This window comes from Paraburkholderia sp. BR10872, from assembly GCF_040965835.1.
Classification (GTDB): domain Bacteria; phylum Pseudomonadota; class Gammaproteobacteria; order Burkholderiales; family Burkholderiaceae; genus Paraburkholderia; species Paraburkholderia nodosa_A.
Genome location: NZ_JBFRCN010000055.1, coordinates 28,670 through 51,228 on the forward strand (window position 1 = coordinate 28,670; position 22,559 = coordinate 51,228).

The following is a 22,559-nucleotide window of genomic DNA, read 5'->3' on the forward strand; positions in this document are numbered from 1 at the left end:
CGTGAACCCAACCGATATCCCAGCGTCCCGTCCAGTATGGAAAGCAGGAAAACCACTCCCCGTCGCACCACGGCCAAAGTGGCCGACGCTTCGACGTCGCCCAAAGTCGCGCAAGAGACGAAGGCCGTAGCCGCGCCGCGAGAGCGCCGCCAGCGCGTGCAATCCGCGCAAACCGGCATGGCCGTGCTCAAGGGTCTCGCGCGCCTGGGCGGCCGCGCGAGCCTCTCGGGTCTCGCCGCCTGCGTGGGCGAGAGTCCCGCAAAGGTGCATCGCTATCTCGTGAGCCTGATCGAGGAAGGCCTGGTCGCGCAGGACACCGCCACCCAGCAGTATCGGCTCGGCGTCGAGGCGATGATGATCGGCGTGGCCGCCATGCGTCAGGCCGATCCGGTGCGCATTGCGGAGCCCGCGCTCGTGCGCCTGCGCGAGACGCTCGAAGTGACGTCGTTCGTCGCGGTGATGGGCAACAAGGGACCCACGATCATCCGTTTCGAGGAACCGGGGCTGCCCGTGACCGTCAACGTGCGGGTGGGCTCGGTGATGTCGCTGCTATGGTCGTCCACGGGCCGCGTGTTTCTCGGCCTGCTCGACGACACGCGCGTGCTCGCGCAAGCTGAAGAAGAACTCGCCCACGCCGATGCTTCGTTGCGCGCGCAACTGAGTGCGAGCGATCCGATCGGCACGCTGCGGCGCGACGTGCAGCAAGCGCGCTGCGCGAGCGTGCGCGACACGAATCTCAAGGGCATCAGCGCCGTTTCGGCGCCGCTCTTCGATCACACCGGCAAGCTCTGCGGCGTGCTCACGGCGCTGGGCGCCACGGGCGGCTTCGACGCCACGGCCGAGGGCCCGAACGGTCGCGCCGTACGCCGCGAAGCGGACGCCGTGAGCGCCCTCCTCGGCTACGTGGCGAGCAGCGCTTAACGCTTCGTCAGCGCATAAAAAACCCGGTTCAAAACTGACCGGGTTTTTCCTTTTTCTGAACGACGTTAGCGAGCCACCGTCTTTGCGTCCGCGTCGGTGAGGGTATCCAGGAACGCCATTACGTCGCGGATATCCGAGTCTGACCAGACCGGTTTGCCGCCCAGGTGATTCGTCAGCGGCTCCGTCCTGGTATCCACATTACTGCGCAGATTCTTCGGCAGGTCGTCAAACTTCACGACGTGGCCGTGCGCGTCTTTCGAATACCACTTCTCCGGGTTCGTGTCGCGCTCGACATAGAAGCGTAACGAATCTTCCAGCGTATGGTACATGCCATTGTGAAAGAAGACGCGTCGCGTGGCGACGTTGCGAAGCGTGGGCGTGCGGAACATCCCGCAGAACCACTTCTGCTGCTTCGCCTCGTCTTGACGCAGCGGCCCACATAACCCCATGTCGAAGAAATTCGGATCGCGGTTGGCCGGAATTTCCATGTTGCGTGGCACACCCAGCGTCTGAAAGTTGTAATCCGTCAATGCCGGATGCGCGCCGTGAGCGCCTTTGTTGATCAGGTGACAGCTTGCACAGTTGCCCTTGTCCGGGTCGCTGAACAGCGCCAATCCGTGCGCTTCCTGTGGCGTGAAATGCTCCTTGCCGTCGAGCACCCGGTCGAATTTGCTGGAGTACGGCGCGAACGACAGATCGTTGAACTGGAATGCCTGCAATACCTTTCCGAGGTCCGCCAGCGCCTGCGTCGGCCGCGAGAAAATGTCCTGACCGAATGCTTCGCGGAACTGCTGTGCGTAGGCGCTTTTGCTCAGCTTCTGCGCCACGTCATCCGCGCTGCTGTTTGCCATTTCATCCGGATTGAGCAGGGGAAATGCAGCCTGATCCGCGGGGGAGTTGTAGCGTCCATCCCAGGTGTATCCGCCGCTGGGCTGATTGTCGCCGTCCTCGAGACGCTCTTTCAGGCTATTTGCCTGCGTGAACGTCCAGTAAGGCACAGCACGCAGATAGCGCAGCGACGGCGCCGAGCGCAGTCCGGCTCGATCGAGGTTTGGACCACCCAACTGGACTGCCAGACCGTTCGGCGGCCCATAGGCATTCGCGGGGCTGTGACAGGAGGCGCATGACTGCTTGCCGGAAGCCGACAGCGACGGATCGAAGAACGCTGCCTTGCCGATGGCTGCCAGATCAGGCGCAGGTGCTTTGACCGTGGCTGCCTGAGCGTCCGGTGCATGTTGGTCGCATGCGCAAAGCAGGCAAATGCAAAGGGCCGTTGTGAGAACAGCCCTTAGAGGAAATTGGCGCATGACGGATCAGGAAAAGAGCCCGGTTCGAGCCGAGAACCGGGCCAGGACAACAAAGTTCTTGTGAGACCGCTACGGATTAGCGGTTATCGATGTTGGCCGATGTGAAGATCGGCTTGAGCGATGCATCATCTGCGTAGCCGAGATACGAGCCGATGCCGAAGTTGTCTTCGAGCGAACGCAGCAGCGCGTAGTGGTTGTAGCCCGTACCATCCACGTGACCGCCCTTGATGAACGGCGACAGCAGAAGCGTACCGATCTGATCGCCACCGACTCCGAGGTAGTTCAACGCAATCGACACGCTCCGCACGGATGCAGGCAGCGTCGCCGGGTTGATACCGAGCAGGGCTGCTTGAGCCACCGGCAGCGTGGACATCGTGACCTGTTCCGGACGCGTCACGTTCGGACCCGTTTGCTGGTTGCAGCCCGGGCACTGGTTGCCCATTTCCGGCTCCAGCAGGGAAAGCGTCGTGCCATCTGCGCTGAGCGACGTTGTCGGCGTCAGTCCGGTCACGACGCCTTCGTCCGTCGTGATGATGATCAGGCCGTCCTGCTTGTAGGCGGGCGAAGCCTGAATCAACGGGATCGTGTTCTTCAGGAACGCGTCGATCGAAGCCAAACCGCCAGGCTGACCGTTTTTGCAGCCCTTGCCCGCCGCGCCCGTACCGTCACCATCATGGCCGTCGTTACACAGGTTCGGCGTGATGAAGGAGAAGTTCGGCGTAGTGGCAATCGACTGAAGATCCGTTGCCAGGTTGTCTTGCAGGTTGACCACGTGCGCGTCGCAGTTGGCCAGATCATCGATGGTCGAATGGAAATACGGGAACGGATTGTGACGCGTTGCGTACTCATCGCCTGCCACGTCACCCGAAGCCGAAGGCGCCTGCGCGGCCTGCGTGCCGTCCACAGCCTTCGCCGGGTCCGAGCCCGCAAGCTGCGCGGTACGGCGCGGGAACGAACAGGTTCTCGTGCCGTCACGGTTCAGGTCGTTGCCCATGTCCTCGTTGTAGCTGCGCCACGTGAGCTTGGCCTGTTCCATCTGGTTGCCAATATGCTGCACGCGAGCCGGGAACACGCAGCCGCCGCTCGCGTGGCCGTTTGCGTCCGTACCTGCCTTGAGAACCTTGGGGTTCGCCGAGTCGTTGCCGGCATCCACGATATCGGACCATAGCTGGAAGCAGTCCGTTTCGGTGTCGTGCGTCGACGGCTGACCCGACACCATCGATATGTAATTGTCCAGCGAAACGTGGCCGGTGCCGTAGTAGTTCGAAAGGAACGTGCCCTGCGGCATCAGCGATTTCAGGTACGGGTCCTGGTTCGAATCCGAGGCCGTCGTGCCGTACGTCGATTCCGCACTCTTGTTTTCGAGCACGATAACCCAGACGTGCTTGATCGCCTTGCTCGAAACGACGGTTGCAATGTACTGATCGCTCGCGGCCTTCACCACGTTGTTGCCGTTGGTATTGAAGTCGCCCAGCAGGGCGTCCGGCGTCGTGCCGATCTTGTTCGCCAGTTGCGTTTGAGCATCCGACTGCGACAGGCCGCTGTCGATCAGTTGCGAAAGCTGCGTCGTGATCGCGCTGACGGAACCGACGCCACGCGGCGAACGGAACGTAGCCGTCCCGTTGAACGCCGTGCCCATGTTCTTGCCCGATGCGTCGTTCTCCGTGGCGCCGCTCAGGTCGGCCACGATGTACTTCCACGACCCATTGCTCGTATCGGAGATCGAGAACTTGCCCTGGGCATCCGAGCGCGCGACCGGCTCGCCCGGGTCGCACTTGCCGTTGTTGTTCACATCCAGGCAGACTGCCGCATTCTGGATATAGCTGCCGAGCACCTGACCGGTGACCTTCGGTCCGCCATCTGAGCCGTTGCTTCCGCAACCAGATAACCCCGCCAATACGCCGATGCTCGCCAGCATCGCGAGCGCACCCCTGCGCGACTTTATTTTCTTCACAACCGTCCCTCGTTATAAGTCGGACACACCCGACGGATTTTGACTCGCGGAAAGCTTATGAAAGTTGTGTTACACGCTTGTTAAGAAGTTGTTGGGTAAACATAAAATGACTGCGTTTTACGGCTCCACGTTCGAAAGTCGTTCAAAATAATCATGCTTGCGCACACAACCACATGCCGCACGGGGTGAGGCGCCGCTATCGCGATTCCCGGCCCGCCGCGGTGCAACCGGCTATCATGTGAATTCACACCGTAGATGGAACGAATCAATCACATGGCTTCCCCCCAGGAAAACATCAGCATGGCGGTGTTCTGCGACTTCGAGAACGTCGCGCTCGGCGTGCGCGACGCGAAGATCGACCGCTTCGATATCAAGCCCGTGCTGGAACGGCTCTTGCTCAAGGGCAGCATCGTCGTGAAGAAGGCCTATTGCGACTGGGAGCGCTACAAGGGCTTCAAGGCCGCGATGCACGAGGCGAGCTTCGAGCTGATCGAAATTCCCCACGTGCGCCAGTCGGGCAAGAATTCGGCCGATATCCGGCTCGTCGTGGACGCGCTCGATCTCTGCTATACGAAGTCGCACGTGGACACGTTCGTGATCGTGAGCGGCGACTCCGACTTTTCGCCGCTCGTCTCGAAGCTGCGCGAGAACGCCAAGAAGGTGATCGGCGTGGGTGTGAAGCACTCCACCTCCGACCTGCTCGTCGCCAATTGCGACGAATTCATCTTCTACGACGACCTGGTGCGCGAACTCGAGCGCGAACAGCACACGCACGGCAGGGGCAAGAACAAGGACGGCGGCGGTGCGAAACGCCAGGGCGGCGACGAACGACAGCCGAAGCAGGACGGCGACGAGCGCAAGTCGAAGGCCGTGGCCTTCGCGATCGAAACGCTCGACGCGCTCGTGCTCGAGCGTGGCGAAAGCGGCAAGATCTGGGCTTCGGTGCTCAAGAGCGCCATCAAGCGCCGCCGGCCCGACTTCAACGAAACGCGCTACGGCTTTCGCGCATTCGGCAATCTGCTCGAAGAGGCGCAGTCGCGCGGGCTGCTCGAAGTGGGCCGCGACGACAAGTCGGGGACCTGGGTGTCGCGGCTGAACCCGCCCCCGCTCGCGGCTGCCGCCGCCAGCGTGTCAGCGCCGGAAAGCACGGCGGCGCGTGCCGAGGAGCCGCGCGGCAGGCGCAAGGGCCGTCGCAATGGCCGCGGAGGCGGCGCGGCGGACGTGCGCGAAACCGCAGTCGAGCAACCGGCCGAGACGCAAGGCGAAATTCCGTTCGAGCCGGTCGAGGCGCTTGCGCAACCAGCGCATCGGCACGAAGCCGAGCCGCCCTTCCCCGCCCTGCCATTCGACGCGAACGAGAACACCCACTCGCCGCAAGAGGCCTACGAGGGGCATGCGGCGCCCGAGCCGGCCGCCGAGGTCGAACCCACCGCGCCCGCCCCCGCGCGAGCGCGCAAGACGGCAGCTCGCAAGAGCCCCGCGCGCAAGAAGACAGCGAAGAAAGCGGCAGAAACACCGGCCAGTTCCGTTGACGAACCGGCGAGCCCGGCAGCAGCGCCGGCTGAGCCCGCTGCCAGGAAGGCGCCGTCGCGCGCGCAGCAAGGCCGCAGCGGAAGAAAGCTGACAATGGCGTGACGCGCGCCGCTCTAAGTGGGCGGCGCGCAGCGCATCGGTCAATCGCCGAACGGATTCGCGGGGCGTTTGCCCTTCGCAGGCGGCGCATCTTCACTCGCGGGCGCAGTATCGCCGAAAGGATCCTGCTTGCCCGACGGCCCCGCCACTCCAAACGGGTTCGCGGCCTGCGCGGGTTTCGATCCACCAAATGGGTTCTCAGCGCCGGCGCGCTTCGCTCCCCCGAACGGATCGCACGTGCCGGCCTCCTGGCCGACATCGTCCTCCACGGCTTCATCCTTTGCCTGCGTGAGGTTGTACTCGGCCTGCACCTGCTCCAGCACGCGCGCCACGCTCGCTTCGAAGCCAGCCGCGTTGTGAAAGTGCTGCATCGTCCAGTTGCAGCCGCTGCGGTCGGGCTCCTGCAACTGCGGGCGCGGCACGCCGATCTTCACGCCGTCTTCGACCACCTCCTGCAGCTTGTGGATGCGCCGATGCACTTCCTCCTGCAGCCGCGAAGCATTGAGCGTCTTGCGCAACATTGCAAACCTCCTTTCCTGTACGCGTCACGTCGCGCGAGTCTAGCGCAATGACTCGCTCGCGTCGCTACGTGGCCGACGCGTTCATGTGCGCGAGCGCATCGCGCATCGAATCGCTCGGCACCACGAGTTGTCCCGTGAACGGCGTATCGAGGTCGGCGATCACGTAGACGGCCGACGAAATCGACACCGCACCAAGGAAGATCAGCACGATCGCCAGCGCGTTATGCGGCGCGACGAGCCCGAAGCTCAGGAAGATCAAAATCAGCCAGAGCGCGAGCATCTTGAAGAACGGCCGCGAAATCGTGCCATGCGCCTCTTCGATCAGACGCCACCGCGTATCGGTCACGCGGTCGAACATCTGTGAGAGCGGGCCCACGAGCGCCTGGTGATAGGCGTCGCGTGGCGCGAGCATTTCGATTTCGTGCCCGACTGAGTTGAGCAGCGCGCCGAGCGGCCGGCTTTCGAGTTCGTCATTGCCGACGCCCGGATCGTGTGGATAGTAGTTTCCCGGCGGCGGCTTTTCCTGCGCCCAGGTCGAGGCGATGGCGCTTGCCGTATACGCGCGCAGCAAGGTGCGCGCCGCGGCCGCGTCGGGACCGTATTCGCGCAGGCGTTGATCGAGCTGAATCAGGTCGGCGGCGTAGGCGCGCATGTCGTTGGTCGCCGTATCGAAGCTCGATTTCGCGGACGCGGTGAGCAGGCTCAGCACGAGCGCCGCAAACGTCACCAGCATACCGATCACGAGTTGCACGAGCTGCACGGTTTCATGCTTGCGATGCTCCTCGGGCAATAACGGCCGCAGCAGCACGCCGAGGCCCGTACCGCCGAGCAGCAGCGCGAACACGAGCAGCGCCGACTGGATTTCGGTCATGGCGACGGCCTGCGCTCCCCGGCTGCGGCGTTTTCCATCGGCGCGACGGTGTCGGTGTGCGGCGCTATGGGTGCTGGGGGCTGCGCATGCGCATCGGCGCCGCCAACGCTCAATGCGTCGATGCGCGTATGAATCTCCTTCGCGTGCGTCTCGCCCGGCACGAGGTCCGGATGCGCCCGCGGCACGGCGAGCTTCCACGCGGCGTCCAGCTCGCGCCGGATCGAATCGTAGATCTCCTTCGAGATCGAGCGGTCCTCGTACATGGCCTGTACGCGTTCGCGCCCTTCACGCAGCGCGTACAGCAGCAGCATGCGCCGCTCGAGCACGTCCGAAGCCTGGCCGAAGCAACGGCGCACGTCCGCGAGCCCATGCTCGGCCGTCGCGATGCGCGCCTTGAGGATCGTTTTGAGCAGCGCCGCGAGACGCTCGCCCAGCAGCGGCGTGAGGCTGCGGTCGTTGAAGACGATCAGCTGATGCAGCACCACGCGGCGACACATCAGGAGTTCGAAGCGATCGGCGAGCGCGTCGCCGTATGGCTGCCGCACGCGCAGCCAGCGATAAAGCAGCCGCGCGACACGCATCTCGATCGTATCGGCCAGTATTTTTGCGGCCGCGCGCTGATAACCGAGCCGCCCGCCCACGCGCGCCTCTTCGATCATGGCATCGGTGTTGCGCATCATGGCGTCGAGATTGCGGATCGTAATGATGCCGCTGCCATACTGCGGAATGAGGTCGCGCTCCTTCGCCGCGAGCGTCACGAGGCCGATGACGAGACGCTCGCGGTCCGAGAGCGCCGCCTCGAAATCGAATGCCGTCGCGCTGATGTCCACGCTGCGCCGGAACGTATGGCAGGCCTGGTCGGCGATCGCATCGGGAATGTGAAAGGTGCGTGCCGCCATATGCACGCGCTCGGATACGCCGATCGACGACAGCTGCACCGCCTTTTGCTGCAGCGCCTGCTCCTGGGGCGACAGCAGATCGAGGCGCAGCCGCCGGATCAGCAGCTTGAGCGACGTGCCGTTCACAATCAGGCTCACGAGCACGAAGCCCGTCGCGAGGATCGCGACGAAGCGGCGCGTGGAATCGGGCAGCGCCGTGTCCTGCGCGAGGCCCAGCGCGAGCACGAGCGTCACCGCGCCGCGCAGTCCACCCCATGCAATCACGAGCTTGTAGGCCGCGCTCACGGGCTCGGTGAGCCGCAGGCGGCTCAGTAGCGGCAGCATGCCGAACACCACGACGACGCGCGCCGCGAACGCCGCCACCACCACGACGGCGAGCGCGACGAGATCGATCCATTGCGCGTCACGCAGCGTGGCCGGAATCTGCATGGCCGCGAGCAGAAAAATCGCTGCGCCCGCCATGGCCGCGATCTGTTCCCAGATCAGCTGCAGATGCTTCCAGTTCACAGGCGACAGGCGCGTGCTCCCGAGCCCGCTGATGACGAGCCCGGCCGCGACCACGGCTACCACGCCCGAGACGTGCAACATCTGGTCGGCGAGGAGATAGAGCGGATACGGCAGCGCGAAACTGAGCGAGATCTCGGCTTTGCCCTCGCCGCCCAGCGCCGGCAGGAGCCACGCGAATGCGCGCCCGGCCAGCGCCCCGACCAGCAGCCCGCCGCCGAGCGCGATGCCGAGCGCACGCAGCGCGGCCGTTGCCGAGACATTGGCCGCGTCTCCTGTGATCGCGGCGATCAGCACGCCGGCGATGGCAATGGCGGCCGCATCGTTGAGCAGGCTCTCGCCTTCTACGAGGCGCACGAGCCGCTCGGGTGCGCCCACTTCGCGGAACACGGCGAGCACCGCGGAAGGGTCGGTCGTCGCGATCATCGCACCGAGCAGGAGGCCGTCGGCAAGCGGACCGAGGCCCGTGAGCCGGACTGCGCCGCCCACCATGCCGGTCGCCACGAACACGGCCACGACGGCAAGCAGCAGAATCGGCGCCGCGTCGCCGAGCATCTCGCGCACGTTCACGCTGAGCGCGGCCTGGAATAGCAGCGGCGGCAGGAAGATCCACAAGTAAGCCTCAGGCGGCAGCCGAGGCGCAAGCGCGGGCATCACGAAGTTCGCGGCGAGCGTGGGCCAGGCCTCGCCGCTCACGAGGTAGATGCCGCCCAGCGTGAAACCCCAGCCGGCGAGCAGCACCGATTCGGAAATCGACCAGCGCAGGCTCACCGCCTGCACGAGCGCGATGCTCGCCAGCAGAAAGCCGCTCAGGAGAAGGACGTGGATGACCATGGCGTGCAACCGTCACGGCGCCGGCAGCCACACCACCGTCAACGACCTCACCCCTTGTGCCCCCTGGATCAACACGCCTTCGATATCGGCCGTCGCGGACGGCCCTGTGACGAGCGCCGCGTAGCGCGCGCTGCGAAAATCGTCGCGCCGGTACGCGTCCTGCAGCCCCGCCACCAGCTGTGCGGGATCGAGCAGCACCACGAGATGCTGCACGATATAGCCGAGCGCGTTCACCACGTACTCGCACTCGCTCAGCCATAGCGATCCCGTTTCCGCCACGCCGAAGCGTGCGCGCACCACGCCCACGTCGACGTCTTCGAGCGAGGCCGGCTTCGTGACGGCGCTGATCTCGCGCGTGCCCTGGACCTCCGGCGTGGCCGACGCGATACGCGCCTCGCTGCCAAAGCGGCGCAGGATCATGGCGCGCACCTCGGCCCCGCTTTGCATCTGCGTGTCGCTGCCGCCCATCAGTTTGAGCGCGGCGCCAAAGCGCTCGCGCAGATCGCCGGCGGGCGCTTCGAACAACGGCACCTCGGGCAACGGTTCGTGCGCGGGTTGCGCGGCGCGCACGCGCGCGAGAAACGCCTCACGATCCGCCATCGCCGCCTCCCTTGCGGTTTTTCCGGTACCACGCATGGAACGTCGTGTGCGGCACGTGCGGCAGATCGCGCTGCTTGCCCCAGATATTGAGCGGGTTGTAGAGCATGAAGTTGGGCAAGCGCCGCAACGCGCCCTCGAGCGATTTCACCGTGCCGCGATAAAGCGTCGGACTGCCGAGCAACCGGCCAGCCATCTTCAGCACTTCCTGCTTCACGAATGGCACCTCGTGCTGTGCCGCGATGACCTGTCGCCACTGGTAGATCTGCTCGTGAATATTGATCTTCACCGGGCACACGTTCGTGCAGCTGCCGTTGAGCGTCGAGGCGAACGGCAACGCGCTGAAGCGTTTGAGGTCGAAGGTCGGATTGATGATCGCGCCGATCGGCCCCGCATAGGTGCTGCCGTACGAAAGCCCGCCGCTGCGCCGGTACACGGGACAGGTATTCATGCATGCGCCGCACCGAATGCACTTGAGCGAATACCAGAACTCGGGCATGGCGAGCCGCTCGGCCCGGCCGTTGTCGACGAGCACGAAATGCATTTGCGCACCGGGCCGCGGCGCGCGGAAATGCGAGGTGTATTGCGTGATTGGCGAGCCGAGCGCGCTGCGCGAGAGCATGCGCACGAATACGCCGAGATCGGAAAGGCGCGGAATCAGCTTCTCGATGCCCATCGAGACGATGTGCAGCGGCGGCACGTTGGCGGAAAGGTCCGCGTTGCCCTCGTTGGTGCATACCACCACCGTGCCCGTTTCCGCCACCGCGAAATTGCAGCCGGTCATGCCCGCCGTTTTCTCGCGCACGAACCACGGCCGCGTATTCATGCGCTGGCTTTCCGCCAGATAGTGAATGTCGTTGTTGTGCGGGTCCGTGCCGATGGTGCGGCCGAACACTTCGGCCACGTCGTCGCGCAGCTTGTGCACGGCGGGCACGACGATATGGCTGGGCGGCTGCTTGTCGAGCTGCTGGATGCGCTCGCCAAGGTCGGTCTCCATCACCGAAATGCCGCGCGACTCCAGATACGGACGCATCTCGCACTCGTCGGTGAGCATCGACTTGCTCTTCACGAGCGCCGTCATGCCGCGCTCGCTCAGGATGCGATAAACGATTTCGTTGTGTTCCTCGGCCGAATCCGCGAAATGGACCTGCACGCCATTGGCTTGCGCCGTGCGCGTGAAGTGGTCGAGGTAGTCGGCGAGATGCGAGAGCGTATGCGCCTTGATTTGCGAGGCGAGCGTGCGCAGCATTTCCCACTCGGGAATGGCATGCGCCTGGGCGTCGCGCTTCGAGCGCAAGTCCCATAGACGCTTGTCGTGGAAGGCGACGTGCTCCGGCCGCGAGAGAAACGTGCCGGCGAGCTTCGCGTGTTCGACTCGCTTCATTCGCGCGCTCCGTTGAGCACCTGGGCAATGTGGATGAAGCGGATGTCCGCGCTCATGCGCTCGGCGCAGCCCTGCTGGTGCATGAGGCAGGACATGTCGGCGGAAACGATGTATTGCGCGCCCGCGCTCACGTGATCGACCACCTTGTCCTGGCCCATGCGCACCGACACCGCCTCTTCGGTCACGGCGAACGTGCCGCCGAAGCCGCAGCATTCGTCGGGGCGCGCCGGCTTCACGAATTCGATGCCCTTCACGTGTTCGAGCAGCGCGAGGGATTTCGAAAACGTCGGACCCGCGATTTCCGAAACCGAAGCTTCCTTCAAATGGCGCAGCGCGCTGCAGCTATTGTGCAAACCCACGCGCCAGGGAAATTCGGCCCAGGGGAATTCGCGCGCGCCCAGCACGTCGTGCAGAAACTCGACGAGTTCATAGGTGCTCTCGCGCACCTTACGTACGGTCTCGGTCTGCTCGATCGCGGTGAAGTGGTCGCGCACGTGATTCACGCAGCTCGCCGACGGGCCGACGATATAGTCGTAGCCCGCGAACGCGCGCGCAAATACCCGCTCCGCGCCGGCTGCCTCGGCCTGCGCGCCGCTGTTGGCCATGGGCTGGCCGCAGCAGGTTTGTTCGAGCGGATAGTCCACCTCGCAGCCGAAACGCTCCAGCAGTTCCAGTGTGGCGATTGCCACCTCGGGGTAGAACGCGTCGATGAAGCAAGGGACGAACAAGGCAACTTTCATGCGCGGGCTCACACGAAAAGCGGACCCGAACATTCTACTGCCGAACGGCGCGGGCGTCGCGCGAAGCGTGTATGCGCTGCGCGTTGCCGCGGTGCATCATGCTGCGCCGCGGCTTTTCACTCAGAAGTTGTGGCGAATGCCCGCGATCACGGCAAGCTGCTTGTCGGTGCTCGAATTCACGAGGTTCGGAATCTGCGCCAGATTCTGCGTCGCCCCGCTCGCGGCATCGATCCCGAGACCCGCCCCCGACGACTTCTGGCCGATCGCCACCGCATAAACTGCCGTGCGCTTGGAGAGGCTGTAGACCGCGCCCAGATTGATCTGGTGAAGCCGTGTGGATGAGCCGCCGTCCGGGTGAGCGTCGTTGAAGATATAAGCGAAGCCGAACTGCAGCGCGGGCGAGTATTGCCACGACGTATTCAGCTCGGCGATATCGAACGAGATGTCCGCGCCCTGCGGCCGTGCCGCATCCGCGAGATATTGACTCTGCGAAAGAAGCGTATGGGTATAGCTGAGCGCCACGCTAACCTTGTCGAACGCGTACGAGCCGCCCGCGCCGAAAATGCTCACGCGCTGCGCGTTCTGTAGTTCGCAGTACGACGCATTCGGATTGCTGCAACTGAAGTCGCCGATATAGCCGCTCTCCCCGCCCAACGCCGCCTGCAGCGGATTGCGCAACTCGAGGTAGCCGGCAGAAAGCGAAAGCGGCCCGTTGGCGTAATTCGCCGCCACCGACCAACCGCGGTTCTGCGAGAAATTCCCCGCCACGCCGCCGAAACTGAACAGACCGCCTATCGTGAAGCCGCCGAAACTCGGGCTCACATATTTGATCGAGCTATTGAAGTTGAACGCTTCGTTGAGATTGTCCACGTCGCCGAAGTGCGAGCCATAGAGCGTTGCCCAGTTGTTGCTCGACACATAGGCGCCCAGATCGTCGGAAAACGGATCGTACTGGCGACCCAGCGTGAGCGTGCCGTAGTGGCTGTTCGCCACGCCCACCCAGGCGTTGCGGTTGAAAAGCGTGCCGCCCTGCAGGAGTGCGCCGTTCTGCGAGAAGAAGCTGTTTTCGAGCGTGAAATTGACGCTCGTGCCGCCGCCAATGTCCTCGCTGCCCGTGAGACCCCAGCGCGACGGCACGAGGTTGCCGCCGCCCAGTTGCCAGTTGGCGTGGCCGCTCGTGCTGCCGTCTGCGTGCGTGGTCTGCTGGTTGGTCGAATAGATGAGGCCCGCGTCCACCGTGCCGTAAAGCGTGACTGAAGATTGCGCGAGTGCGCTCGTCGCGAGGGCGCACGAAGCCAGCGCCAGCGCTGTGCGCTTGACGAGATTTGCCATGTCGTTGTCTTGTCGAAGAGAGATGGGCCGCTGCGCTGCATGCGCGTGCGCGGCCGAAGCGCGGCGCCGGGAGCGCGCCGCACGAGTCAGGAACTGCGGGAATCGAGGGCTTGACGCGAGACGCGTCCCGGGCAAGTCGTTATTGGCCGAAGCGCGCGTAGATGTCCGGCCGCGAACGCTTGAGCACGAAAGCAATCAGCACGCCGATCAGCGCCACCGCGAGCACGACCCATGGGAACGCACGTACGACCGGGCTATCGGAACCGGCGAGCGCGTCGAGATTGCCGATCAGCACGATGCCGATGGAGAGCAGACCGCAGCCGCCCAGCACCGGCGCGAGGAACGCGTGCCACAGTCGCGTGTCCTTCTTCGTGGCGCGGAAAAACGCCGCCACCGAAAAACTCGTGACCGCCTGCAGCATGACGATGCCGATGGTGCCGAGCGCCGAGCCCCAGCTGAACACGATGTTGAACGGATCGCTGCCCGCGAGAACGAAAAGGCCCACCGGCACAGCGACCGAAAGTGTCTGCAGATAGCTCGCGAGATACGGCGATCCATACTTCGGATGCAGGCGATCGAGCACCGCGGGAAGAATCCCCTCACCCGCAAGCGCGTGGATGTAACGCACGATCGTGTTGTGGAACGACAGCAGGCTCGCGAAGATGCTGGAAAGCAGCAGGAAGCTCATCGTCGTGGTCATCGCGCCGCCCAGGTACTTCGTCGACTGGATGAACCAGAAGTCGCCCGGCTGTTTCGTCGCGACGTCCGTGACGTTGCTGATGCCATAGGCGCAAACGATAGCCCACGTGACGAACGCAAAAAACACGAGAATCAGCGTGACGGAAACATAGGTGGCGCGCGGCACCGTCACCTTCGGGTCGCGGCACTCCTTGCCGTAGATCGCCGTGGCCTCGAAACCGATGAACGACGCGAGCGCGAACATCACCGCGATGCCGAGGTGGCCGCTGAAAACGTGGCGCGGCGAAAACGGCGCGAGCGTCAGGCCATCCGGTCCACCATGATGAATCACGATCGCGAGGCTCAGCAGCAGCAGGATGCCGAGTTCGAGACACATGAGCACGCCGAGCAGGCGGCTGTTCAGGTCGATGCCGCGAATGCCGGTGAACTGCACGACGACGAGGCACGCGAATGAATACGCGTACCACGGCAGCGAACTATGCAGCAGTGGCCCGAGCACCACCGTGCAGAAGAAACCGAACAGGCCGTACAACGCGATCTGGATGCTCGTGTACGAGAGCAGCGCGACGAGTGCGCCGGCCATGCCAACAGGTCGGCCGAAACCCGCCGTGATGTACGCGTAGAACGCGCCGGCACGCACGATGTGGCGGCTCATTGAAGCGAAGCCCACGCTGAACACGAGCAGCACGACGCCCGCGATCACGAATGCGCCGGGAATTCCCGCGCCATTGCCGAGGCTGATGGCGGGTGGCACCGCGCCCAGCATGCCGGTGAGCGGCGCCGCCGCGGAAATGACGAGAAAGACGATCTGCCAAAGCCCGAGCAGGCTGCGCTGTGAGTCCACTGCCGCGTTGTCTCCAACGAGGTGAGCGGGAGAAGAATACGGTTCGTTCATCGTTGCCTCTGCGGGTGTCTGTTCTGGGTTCGCCGTACGACACGATGAAGAACCGCGTGCCTCCGGCGCTCGACGAATCGAATTTCCCGATTCGGATTGAGCGCATGGTAGGCAGCTAATAAACTCGCCGACTTGGCGCAACGCGCCAATTACTCGATAAAGTGCGCCAAGGCTGGAGCGGGTTTTCACTTAACCGCGCTGAAGCGGTCGATATTACCTTCGGTATCCTGATTAATGCCGCGAGCCGGGAATCCGTACTTCAGCCCACAAGCTTACTGAACGCCGTCAATTCTCTTTCACGATTTGCGCGCTAGCGGGTTCGCTTGGCGCCTGCACGGCCCCAGTTGCGCGTCGCACGCCATAGCACGGTGGCGTCGGCATAACCCACGGCGCGGGCCACGGCAGCGTTGGTCATGCCCTCCTGCTCGCGCAGCACCGCCACGCTGCGCTCGCGCTCTTCGCGAATGATCTGGCGCACAGAGGTCCCGGCGTCGGCGAGATGCCGCTGCAAGGAGCGGTCCGAAAGCCCGAGGTCCTTGGCGATATCGCCGACCACGAGCTTTTCGCGCGCGAGCCGGCGCGTCACGAGATCGCGCACCTGGTCCACGAGCGTATGCGGAATCGTGTCGCGCGAAATCAGGTCGGTGGCGTGGCGCTCCATCATGCGCGCCATCTGCACGTCGGCGCTCTTGAGCGGCGTGTCGAGATCGTGCGGGTGCAGGACCACACCGTTGGCCGGCTGCTGGAAGCGCACGGGCACGCGAAAGAGGCGCAAATAAGGCTTGAGGTCCTCGGGCGCGGCGTGCTCGAAATGAATCTCGCACGGCGTCCATGCTGCGCCTCGCACCTGGCGAATCATGTGGCACATGGCGGAGACGCTGTACTCGGCGTCCTGCCGGCGCGGCCAGATTTGCGTATGCGCGATGCGATAGCTCCACATCGGCCATGCGTTGTCGCTCACGAGATCGACGGCCGTCGCGCTTTGCCACGAGCCGAGCGTGTCGGTGAACTTACGGATTGCGGCGCCGAGTGTAGGCGACGACATGAACACGAGGCCAGCCGGCCCCAGTTCCGTGAGCTGCAATTCGGCGCCTAAGCGCAGGCCGAGAAAGGGTTCGTCGAGGACCTGCGCCGCGCGTTCGAACGCGCCCACGTAGCGCCCGAGCGCCACGATTTCATAGGGATTGGAAAGCTGCCGGCGACTCAGGCCGAACTCGGCCAGCAATGCATCGCAGTCCGCACCGGCGGCGTCGAGTGCACGCACGATGGGACCCATCACGGCACCGCGAATCATCGGGAAACCGCTATTGACAGGCACTCTTTTCATGTCTCGCTCCATTAGGGCCTGTACGCGCCGACGGTTTTAACAGTCGACCGTCTCTGGCGCACTCTATCGCCCCTTTGGCGCGTTTTGCAAGCGCGAAAAAAATACGGCGTTTCTACGATTGACCCATCGATATCGCATGAGACGAATGCGGATTCTTCATACCGTCCCATGCCCTGTTGCGCCCAACGCCATCCTTACGAAATGCTTATGAACACGAATCCGAACGCGCATCCGCTCGACCCGTTGAGCCTCGCCGAAATGCAGCTGGCCTGTGACATCGTGAAAGCCGCCGAGCAGCTCGATGATTATGGGCGCTTTCCTGTCACCGAACTGTGCGAGCCGCCCAAGGCGGAAGTGCTCGCGTACAAGCATGGCGATTACTTCTCGCGCCGCGCCTTCGTCATCGCGATCGATCGCACCCGCAGCCAGACGCTCGAATTCGTGGTGGACCTGCGCGAGAAGAAAGTGGAATCGCGTAAGGCGCTCGCCTTGCAAAACGCGCCCTATGGCCAGCCGCCCGTGATGATCGAAGACTTCATGAACGCGGAGCGCATCGTCAAGGAAGACGCAGCATGGCGCGAGGCCGTGAAAAAGCGCGGCCTCACCGAAGACGAACTCGAGCGCGTGCAGGTCGATCCGTTCTCCGCCGGCGCGTTCGACCGCCTGAACGAGAATGGCCGCCGCCTCGTGCGCTGCGTGAGCTACTACCGGGAGTCCCTGACCGACAACGGTTACGCGCACCCCATCGAAGGCGTCGTCGCCGTGGTGGACCTGCTCGCGCACAAGGTGATCGAGCTGATCGACGACGGCCGCATCATCCCCATTCCGCGCGCCAGGCACAACTACGACACGCCGAGCCTCGGCAAGCCGCGTGACACCGTCAAGCCGCTCTCAATCAGTCAGCCCGAAGGCCCGAGCTTCACGATAGACGGCTGGCAGGTTAGCTGGCAGAACTGGAAATTCCGCGTGGGTTTCACGCCGCGCGAAGGGCTCGTGCTGCACCAGATCACATGGGACGACGGCAAGAGCGCGCCGCGCCCGATCGTCTACCGCGCGAGCGTGACCGAAATGTGCGTGCCCTACTCGGACCCCACCACGAACCATTACTGGAAAAGCGCGTTCGATGCGGGCGAATACGGACTCGGCAAGCTCGCGAACCAGCTCGAACTGGGCTGCGATTGCCTCGGCACGATCCGCTATTTCGACATTCCGTCCGCCGACGACTTCGGCAACGGCTTCACCATGAAGAACGCCGTGTGTCTGCACGAAGAGGATTACGGCACGCTCTGGAAGCACTACGAGTTCCGCACCGGTGTGTTCGAGATGCGCCGTTCGCGCCGCCTCGTGATCTCGTTCTTCGCAACAGTGGGCAACTACGATTACGGCTTTTACTGGTACTTCTATCAGGACGGCACGATCCAGCTCGAATGCAAGCTCACGGGCATCATCCAGACTTCCGCGGTGGCGGATGGCGACAGTTACCCGTGGGGCGGCATGGTCACCGAGAACCTGGGCGGCCCGACGCATCAGCACTTCTTCAACGCGCGCTTGCACATGATGGTGGACGGCGAGAAGAACTCCGTCACCGAGCACGAATTCGTGCCGCGCGCGATGGGTGCCGGGAATCCATACGGCAACGTGTTCGATACGACCAGGCGCGTGCTCAAGACCGAGCAGGAAGCGGCGCGTAACGCCAGTGGTCAGACGGGGCGCTTCTGGAAAGTGGTGAACCCGAACGTGAAGAACCGCGTCGGCGCGAATCCAGGCTACAAGCTCATCATCAACGACTCGCCGCTCATGCTCGCCGATCCCGACTCGAAGGTGCGCCAGCGCGGCGGCTTTGCCACGCGCCACGTGTGGGTCACACCGTACGACACGACGCAGCGCTACGCGAGCGGCGACTACCCGAACCAGCACGCCGGCGGCGACGGCCTGCCGCGCTATATCGAGGCGAACCGCAACGTAGAGAACGAGGACATCGTGCTGTGGCACAGCTTCGGTCACACGCACGTGTGCAAGCCCGAGGATTTCCCCGTGATGCCGGTGGAGTATGCGGGCTTCATGCTCAAGCCCAACAACTTCTTCTACGGCAATCCCGCGATGGACCTGCCGGGCGGGCGCGATCCGCACAGCGTGCAGGACCGCGCAGACGCGCCCGAAGCAAAATCGTGCTGCCACAGCAAGCAGTGAGCGCGCGATGATGCCGCGCGAGCGCCGCCTTGATGTAATGCACGCCGCACGCCTGCTGTGCGTCTGGGCGTCGATCACGGGCGGCGCGAGCGCGCTTGCGGGAGGCGTCATGATCGCGGCGATGCCGGCCGGCGCGCCGTTTGCCGCATTCGCCGCGAGCGCGCTTGCCCTGCCTGCGATGGCGTTGATTCCGGGCGTGCTTGCGCGCAGCTTCGCCACGCACCCCACGGTGCCGATCGCGAGCGCACTCGCACTCACGATGGCGGCAATGGGCGCCGGCGCGCACGCAGGAGCAACGCTCGCGCAGACGCCGCTCATCCTGGGCGGCGTCGCCTTGATCGCCGCGGCGTGCATGCACTTGCGGCGCACGCGCGATAGCGCGGCAAGGTCGGTGCATACGCACGCAACGGCGCCCGTGTGGCGCAACGGCATGCTGCTCATCGCACCCGCGCTGCTTGCAGGCCTGTCGAGCGGCGTGCTCGCGCGCTTCCAGTTTTTTGCGCTCTGCGGCGGCACTGCGATGTCCGTGACGAAGGTTGTGACATCACTCGCCGTGGTGAGCCTCGCGGGCTGGCTCGCCGATCGCGTCGATTACCGACGCGCACTGCTCGTGCTCTTCGTATTGCGTGGCGGACTGCTCGCCGCGCTGACGTTCGATTGCCTCGCGCCGTGGGCTGCGCTTGCTGCCCCCGCATTCGCCGTGCTCGACTACCTGACGCTCCCCACGCTCATACGCGGCGGGCGAGCGTCGCGCGCTTTGGGTATCGGCTGCCCGGGCCTCGCACATCACGCGGGCATGCTGGCAGGCGCGGCGCTCGCCACCACGTCATGGGGCTTCGGACAGGGCTTTTACGCGCTGTTCATCGTTGCGGGCGCGCTCAATCTTGCATGCGCATACGCATCCGCAATGCCACGCCGATTCCGTGCACACACGCCCTACCCTGCGTCAGCCGCCCTCGCTACGGGCAGCACAATCGACTTACGCTGAAACACTCACCGAAAAACGTTCGCATCACTACCGAAATCAGGAGACGGTATGGACCGCCAGGACTTCACGCACACGATCCGCACACAAATGTTCGTCGACGGACGTTTTAGCGAAAGCGGCAACGGCCGCACGTTTGCCGTATTCAATCCCGCCACGGGCGCGGAGATCGCGCAGGTCCCCGACGCCAGCGACGCCGACATCGACGCTGCCGTCATTGCCGCGCGCCGCGCCTTCGAAGCCGACACGTGGCGGCGTATGGCGCCCGCCGCGCGCGAGCGCCTGCTGCTCAAACTCGCCGACCTCGTCGAACAGCACGGCGACGAACTTGCTGCGCTCGAAACGCTCAACCAGGGCAAGCTGCTCGCCTTCTCGAAGATGCTCGAAGTGGGCGGCAGCGTGCAATGGCTGCGCTATATGGCCGGCTGGGCCACGAAGATCGAGGGCAGCACCGTGGATCTCTCGCTCGCTTTCCCGCCCGGCGTGCGCTATAACGCCTCCACGCGGCGCGTGCCTGCGGGCGTGGTCGCCGCGATCGTGCCGTGGAATTTCCCGCTGCTGATGGCGGTCTGGAAAATCGCGCCCGCGCTCGCCTGCGGCTGCACCGTGGTGCTCAAGCCCGCCGAAGAAACGCCGCTCACGGCCATCCGCCTCGCCGAGCTCGCGCACGAAGCCGGCTTTCCGCCGGGCGTGTTCAATGTCGTCACGGGCCAGGGCGAGACGGCGGGCGCAGCGCTAGTTCGTCATGCGCAGGTGGACAAGGTCACTTTCACGGGCTCGACCGAAGTGGGCCGCCTCATCGGCAAGCAATGCGCGAGCGATCTCAAGCGCGTCTCGCTGGAACTGGGCGGCAAGAGCCCCGTGATCGTGCTCGACGACTGCGATCCGCAGCGCGCGATCGAAGGCGCAGCCGGCGCGATCTTCTTCAATCACGGCCAGGTCTGCACGGCAGGCTCGCGCCTGTATCTGCCGCGCGCGCGTTTTGAGGAGATCGTCGATGGCATCGCTAAGGTTGCGCGCGCAACCGTGCTCGGCTCGGGTTTCGATGCGGCCGCGCAGATGGGCCCGCTCGTTTCGGCGCGCCATCGCGCCAAGGTCGCCGGCATGATCGCGCAGGGTCGCGCCGAAGGCGGCGAGGTCGTGGCGGGCGGCGGCGGCGGCAATCGGCCCGGCTTCTTCATCGAGCCCACGGTGATTGCGAACGCGACCAACAAGCCGCTTACCGTCGTGCGCGAAGAGGTGTTCGGGCCGGTGCTCGTCGCCATGCCGTATGACGACGTCGAAGAAGCCGTCGCGGCGGCGAATGCTTCGGAGTACGGTCTGGGCGCGAGTGTCTGGACCAACCAGATCGACCGCGCGCTGCGCGTCGTGGACGGCGTGCAGGCGGGCACGGTATGGGTCAACACGCACAACATGGTCGACCCGGCATTGCCTTTCGGCGGATTCAAGGCCTCGGGTATCGGGCGCGAGCATGGCCGCGCGATCATCGACGCGTACACGGAGACGAAATCCGTCTGCATCGCCTACTGAGCGCCGCCGTGCAGCATTGTTAATCGAAATGGAATGATGAAACCCGGCGGCGCGCAATGATCGCCGCCGCGGTTTCGTCCATGATCGAGCCCGTTCTCACCACTTACGAGAAGGACTCCGATCATGAATGCCTCCACGAATTCGCGCGGCGTCGCCATCGTCACGGGCGCCTCGCGCGGCATCGGCGCCGCCATTGCCGAACGTCTCGCGCGCGACGGCTACGCCGTCGTCATCAACTACGCTTCGCGCAGCGCCGAAGCCGAGGCGCTCGTCGCGAAGATCGCGGCGGGCGGCGGTCGCGCGATTGCGGTGCAAGCGAACGTCGCGAAGGCCGACGACGTGCGCCGTCTCTTCGACACCACCGCCGAAACGCTGGGCCAGCCCACACTGCTCGTGAATAACGCGGGCATCATGAAGACGGTGACAGTTGCCGATTCAACCGACGCGATCTACGACGAAACGTTCGACATCAACGTGCGCGGCACGCTCAACACGCTGCGCGAAGCGGCGACGAAACTCGCGGATGGCGGCCGCGTGATCAACTTCTCGACCTCCGTGCTCGCGATGAATCTGCCGGGCTACGCGCTCTATACGGCCAGCAAGGCGGCCGTGGAGACGATCACGCGCGTGTTCGCACGCGAGCTGCGCGGCCGCTCGATCTGCGTGAACGCGGTGGCGCCGGGGCCGGTGGCGACAGAGCTGTTCCTCAGCGGCAAGACCGAAGAACAGGTCCAGCATTTCGCGAACATGCCGCCGCTGCAGCGCCTCGGGCAACCCGACGACATTGCAAATGTCGTGTCGTTCCTCGCGGGCCCGGACGGCGGCTGGGTCAACGGCCAGGTGCTGCGCGCGAACGGCGGGATCGTCTGACACGCCGCCCGGCGTGGCTTCGCGGCAGAACCCGGGCGGGACGTGGTCTCAGGGCAAACCGCTGCGGCGTGAAACCGGCGGTCCCGGCCGGTGCTACACTCCGTGGTCGAAAAACGGTAGAAAGACAGAGCCGGAGGCATGGCGCGCCGGCTCATATTGCGCCCTCAACCACTCCAGACCATGTATCTGTCCATCCTCGCCGTCGGCATTGGCGGCGCGCTCGGCTCGCTGTTGCGCTGGGTTCTCGGGCTACGCCTGAATGCCCTCTACCCTGACCTGCCGCTCGGCACGCTTGCGTCGAACATCATCGCGGGCTATGTGATCGGCGTCGCAGTCGCCTATTTCGGGCGCATGCCCCAACTCTCCGCCGAATGGCGCCTCTTTGTCATTACCGGCTTGATGGGCGGCCTCTCCACGTTCTCGACCTTCTCAGCCGAAGTTGTTTCGCATCTGCAGCACGGACGTTTCGGCTGGGCCGCGGGCGAAATCGCCATTCACGTGTGCGCCTCGGTCGTCATGACGATCCTTGGCATTGCAACGGTATCGGCACTGGTTCGCTGATCGGCA

Annotated in this window: 17 protein-coding genes and 1 pseudogene; 7 read left to right on the plus strand and 11 right to left on the minus strand. The window is 64.5% G+C overall.

Annotated features, from left to right (window positions below; all coding sequences use genetic code 11):
• Positions 1 to 36: 36 nt before the first annotated feature.
• Positions 37 to 921, plus strand: coding sequence for an IclR family transcriptional regulator (locus AB4Y43_RS32155; RefSeq protein ID WP_342945530.1), 885 nt, complete (start codon positions 37 to 39; stop codon positions 919 to 921).
• Between the two features lie 65 nt (positions 922 to 986).
• Here the strand turns inward: AB4Y43_RS32155 and AB4Y43_RS32160 are convergent, their stop codons facing one another.
• Both AB4Y43_RS32160 and AB4Y43_RS32165 read right to left on the minus strand, forming a co-directional pair.
• Positions 987 to 2,228, minus strand: a complete 1,242-nt coding sequence (locus tag AB4Y43_RS32160; protein ID WP_342945529.1) for a cytochrome c peroxidase — start codon at positions 2,226 to 2,228, stop codon at positions 987 to 989.
• A gap of 76 nt (positions 2,229 to 2,304) precedes the next feature.
• Complete coding sequence (locus AB4Y43_RS32165) at positions 2,305 to 4,182, minus strand: alkaline phosphatase family protein (protein ID WP_368729632.1); 1,878 nt, start codon at positions 4,180 to 4,182, stop codon at positions 2,305 to 2,307.
• Positions 4,183 to 4,455: 273 nt separating this feature from the next.
• Between AB4Y43_RS32165 and AB4Y43_RS32170 the strand changes: the two genes are divergently transcribed.
• Positions 4,456 to 5,817 carry an NYN domain-containing protein gene (locus AB4Y43_RS32170; protein WP_368729633.1) on the plus strand — a complete coding sequence of 454 codons (1,362 nt, stop codon included), beginning with the start codon at positions 4,456 to 4,458 and terminating at the stop codon, positions 5,815 to 5,817.
• A gap of 275 nt (positions 5,818 to 6,092) precedes the next feature.
• On the opposite strand, the pseudogene AB4Y43_RS32175 reads toward AB4Y43_RS32170, so the two are convergent.
• The 9 genes and pseudogenes from AB4Y43_RS32175 to AB4Y43_RS32215 form a co-directional block, all read right to left on the minus strand.
• Positions 6,093 to 6,335, minus strand: a pseudogene (locus tag AB4Y43_RS32175) (hypothetical protein); the annotation flags it as partial.
• A gap of 64 nt (positions 6,336 to 6,399) precedes the next feature.
• Positions 6,400 to 7,206, minus strand: a complete 807-nt coding sequence (locus tag AB4Y43_RS32180) for a hypothetical protein (protein WP_368729634.1) — start codon at positions 7,204 to 7,206, stop codon at positions 6,400 to 6,402.
• The gene (locus AB4Y43_RS32185) at positions 7,203 to 9,443 is read right to left on the minus strand and encodes a cation:proton antiporter (RefSeq protein WP_342945525.1); all 2,241 of its coding nucleotides are present in this window, start codon (positions 9,441 to 9,443) and stop codon (positions 7,203 to 7,205) included. Before AB4Y43_RS32185 ends, AB4Y43_RS32180 begins: the two co-directional genes overlap by 4 nt.
• 12 nt (positions 9,444 to 9,455) lie before the next feature.
• Positions 9,456 to 10,043, minus strand: coding sequence for an LUD domain-containing protein (locus tag AB4Y43_RS32190; RefSeq protein ID WP_069262485.1), 588 nt, complete (start codon positions 10,041 to 10,043; stop codon positions 9,456 to 9,458).
• Entirely contained in the window at positions 10,030 to 11,424 is a 1,395-nt protein-coding gene (locus AB4Y43_RS32195) for a lactate utilization protein B (protein ID WP_368616088.1), read from the minus strand. The genes AB4Y43_RS32190 and AB4Y43_RS32195 overlap by 14 nt, the downstream gene beginning before the upstream one ends.
• Entirely contained in the window at positions 11,421 to 12,164 is a 744-nt protein-coding gene (locus AB4Y43_RS32200) for a (Fe-S)-binding protein (protein ID WP_368729635.1), read from the minus strand. The genes AB4Y43_RS32195 and AB4Y43_RS32200 overlap by 4 nt, the downstream gene beginning before the upstream one ends.
• Before the next feature lie 120 nt (positions 12,165 to 12,284).
• On the minus strand, positions 12,285 to 13,496 hold the full coding sequence (locus AB4Y43_RS32205) for a porin (RefSeq protein ID WP_368729636.1): 1,212 nt from the start codon (positions 13,494 to 13,496) through the stop codon (positions 12,285 to 12,287).
• Positions 13,497 to 13,635: 139 nt separating this feature from the next.
• The gene (locus tag AB4Y43_RS32210) at positions 13,636 to 15,090 is read right to left on the minus strand and encodes an APC family permease (protein WP_083245105.1); all 1,455 of its coding nucleotides are present in this window, start codon (positions 15,088 to 15,090) and stop codon (positions 13,636 to 13,638) included.
• Between the two features lie 310 nt (positions 15,091 to 15,400).
• Positions 15,401 to 16,417: an AraC family transcriptional regulator gene (locus tag AB4Y43_RS32215; RefSeq protein WP_342921927.1), complete on the minus strand. Its 1,017-nt coding sequence runs from the start codon at positions 16,415 to 16,417 to the stop codon at positions 15,401 to 15,403.
• A 207-nt stretch (positions 16,418 to 16,624) separates the two neighbouring features.
• Here AB4Y43_RS32215 and AB4Y43_RS32220 point away from each other — a divergent pair, with 207 nt between their 5' ends.
• From AB4Y43_RS32220 to crcB, 5 genes are all read left to right on the plus strand, one after another.
• Complete coding sequence (locus AB4Y43_RS32220; protein ID WP_368729637.1) at positions 16,625 to 18,607, plus strand: primary-amine oxidase; 1,983 nt, start codon at positions 16,625 to 16,627, stop codon at positions 18,605 to 18,607.
• Between the two features lie 7 nt (positions 18,608 to 18,614).
• Entirely contained in the window at positions 18,615 to 19,595 is a 981-nt protein-coding gene (locus AB4Y43_RS32225; protein ID WP_342945520.1) for a hypothetical protein, read from the plus strand.
• An 87-nt stretch (positions 19,596 to 19,682) separates the two neighbouring features.
• Positions 19,683 to 21,122, plus strand: a complete 1,440-nt coding sequence (gene styD, locus AB4Y43_RS32230) for a phenylacetaldehyde dehydrogenase StyD (protein WP_342945990.1) — start codon at positions 19,683 to 19,685, stop codon at positions 21,120 to 21,122.
• 123 nt (positions 21,123 to 21,245) lie between these two features.
• A complete protein-coding gene (locus tag AB4Y43_RS32235) occupies positions 21,246 to 21,992 on the plus strand; it encodes an SDR family oxidoreductase (RefSeq protein WP_368616082.1) in 747 nt (248 codons plus the stop codon).
• 180 nt (positions 21,993 to 22,172) lie between these two features.
• Complete coding sequence (gene crcB, locus AB4Y43_RS32240) at positions 22,173 to 22,553, plus strand: fluoride efflux transporter CrcB (protein WP_342945518.1); 381 nt, start codon at positions 22,173 to 22,175, stop codon at positions 22,551 to 22,553.
• Positions 22,554 to 22,559: the final 6 nt, after the last annotated feature.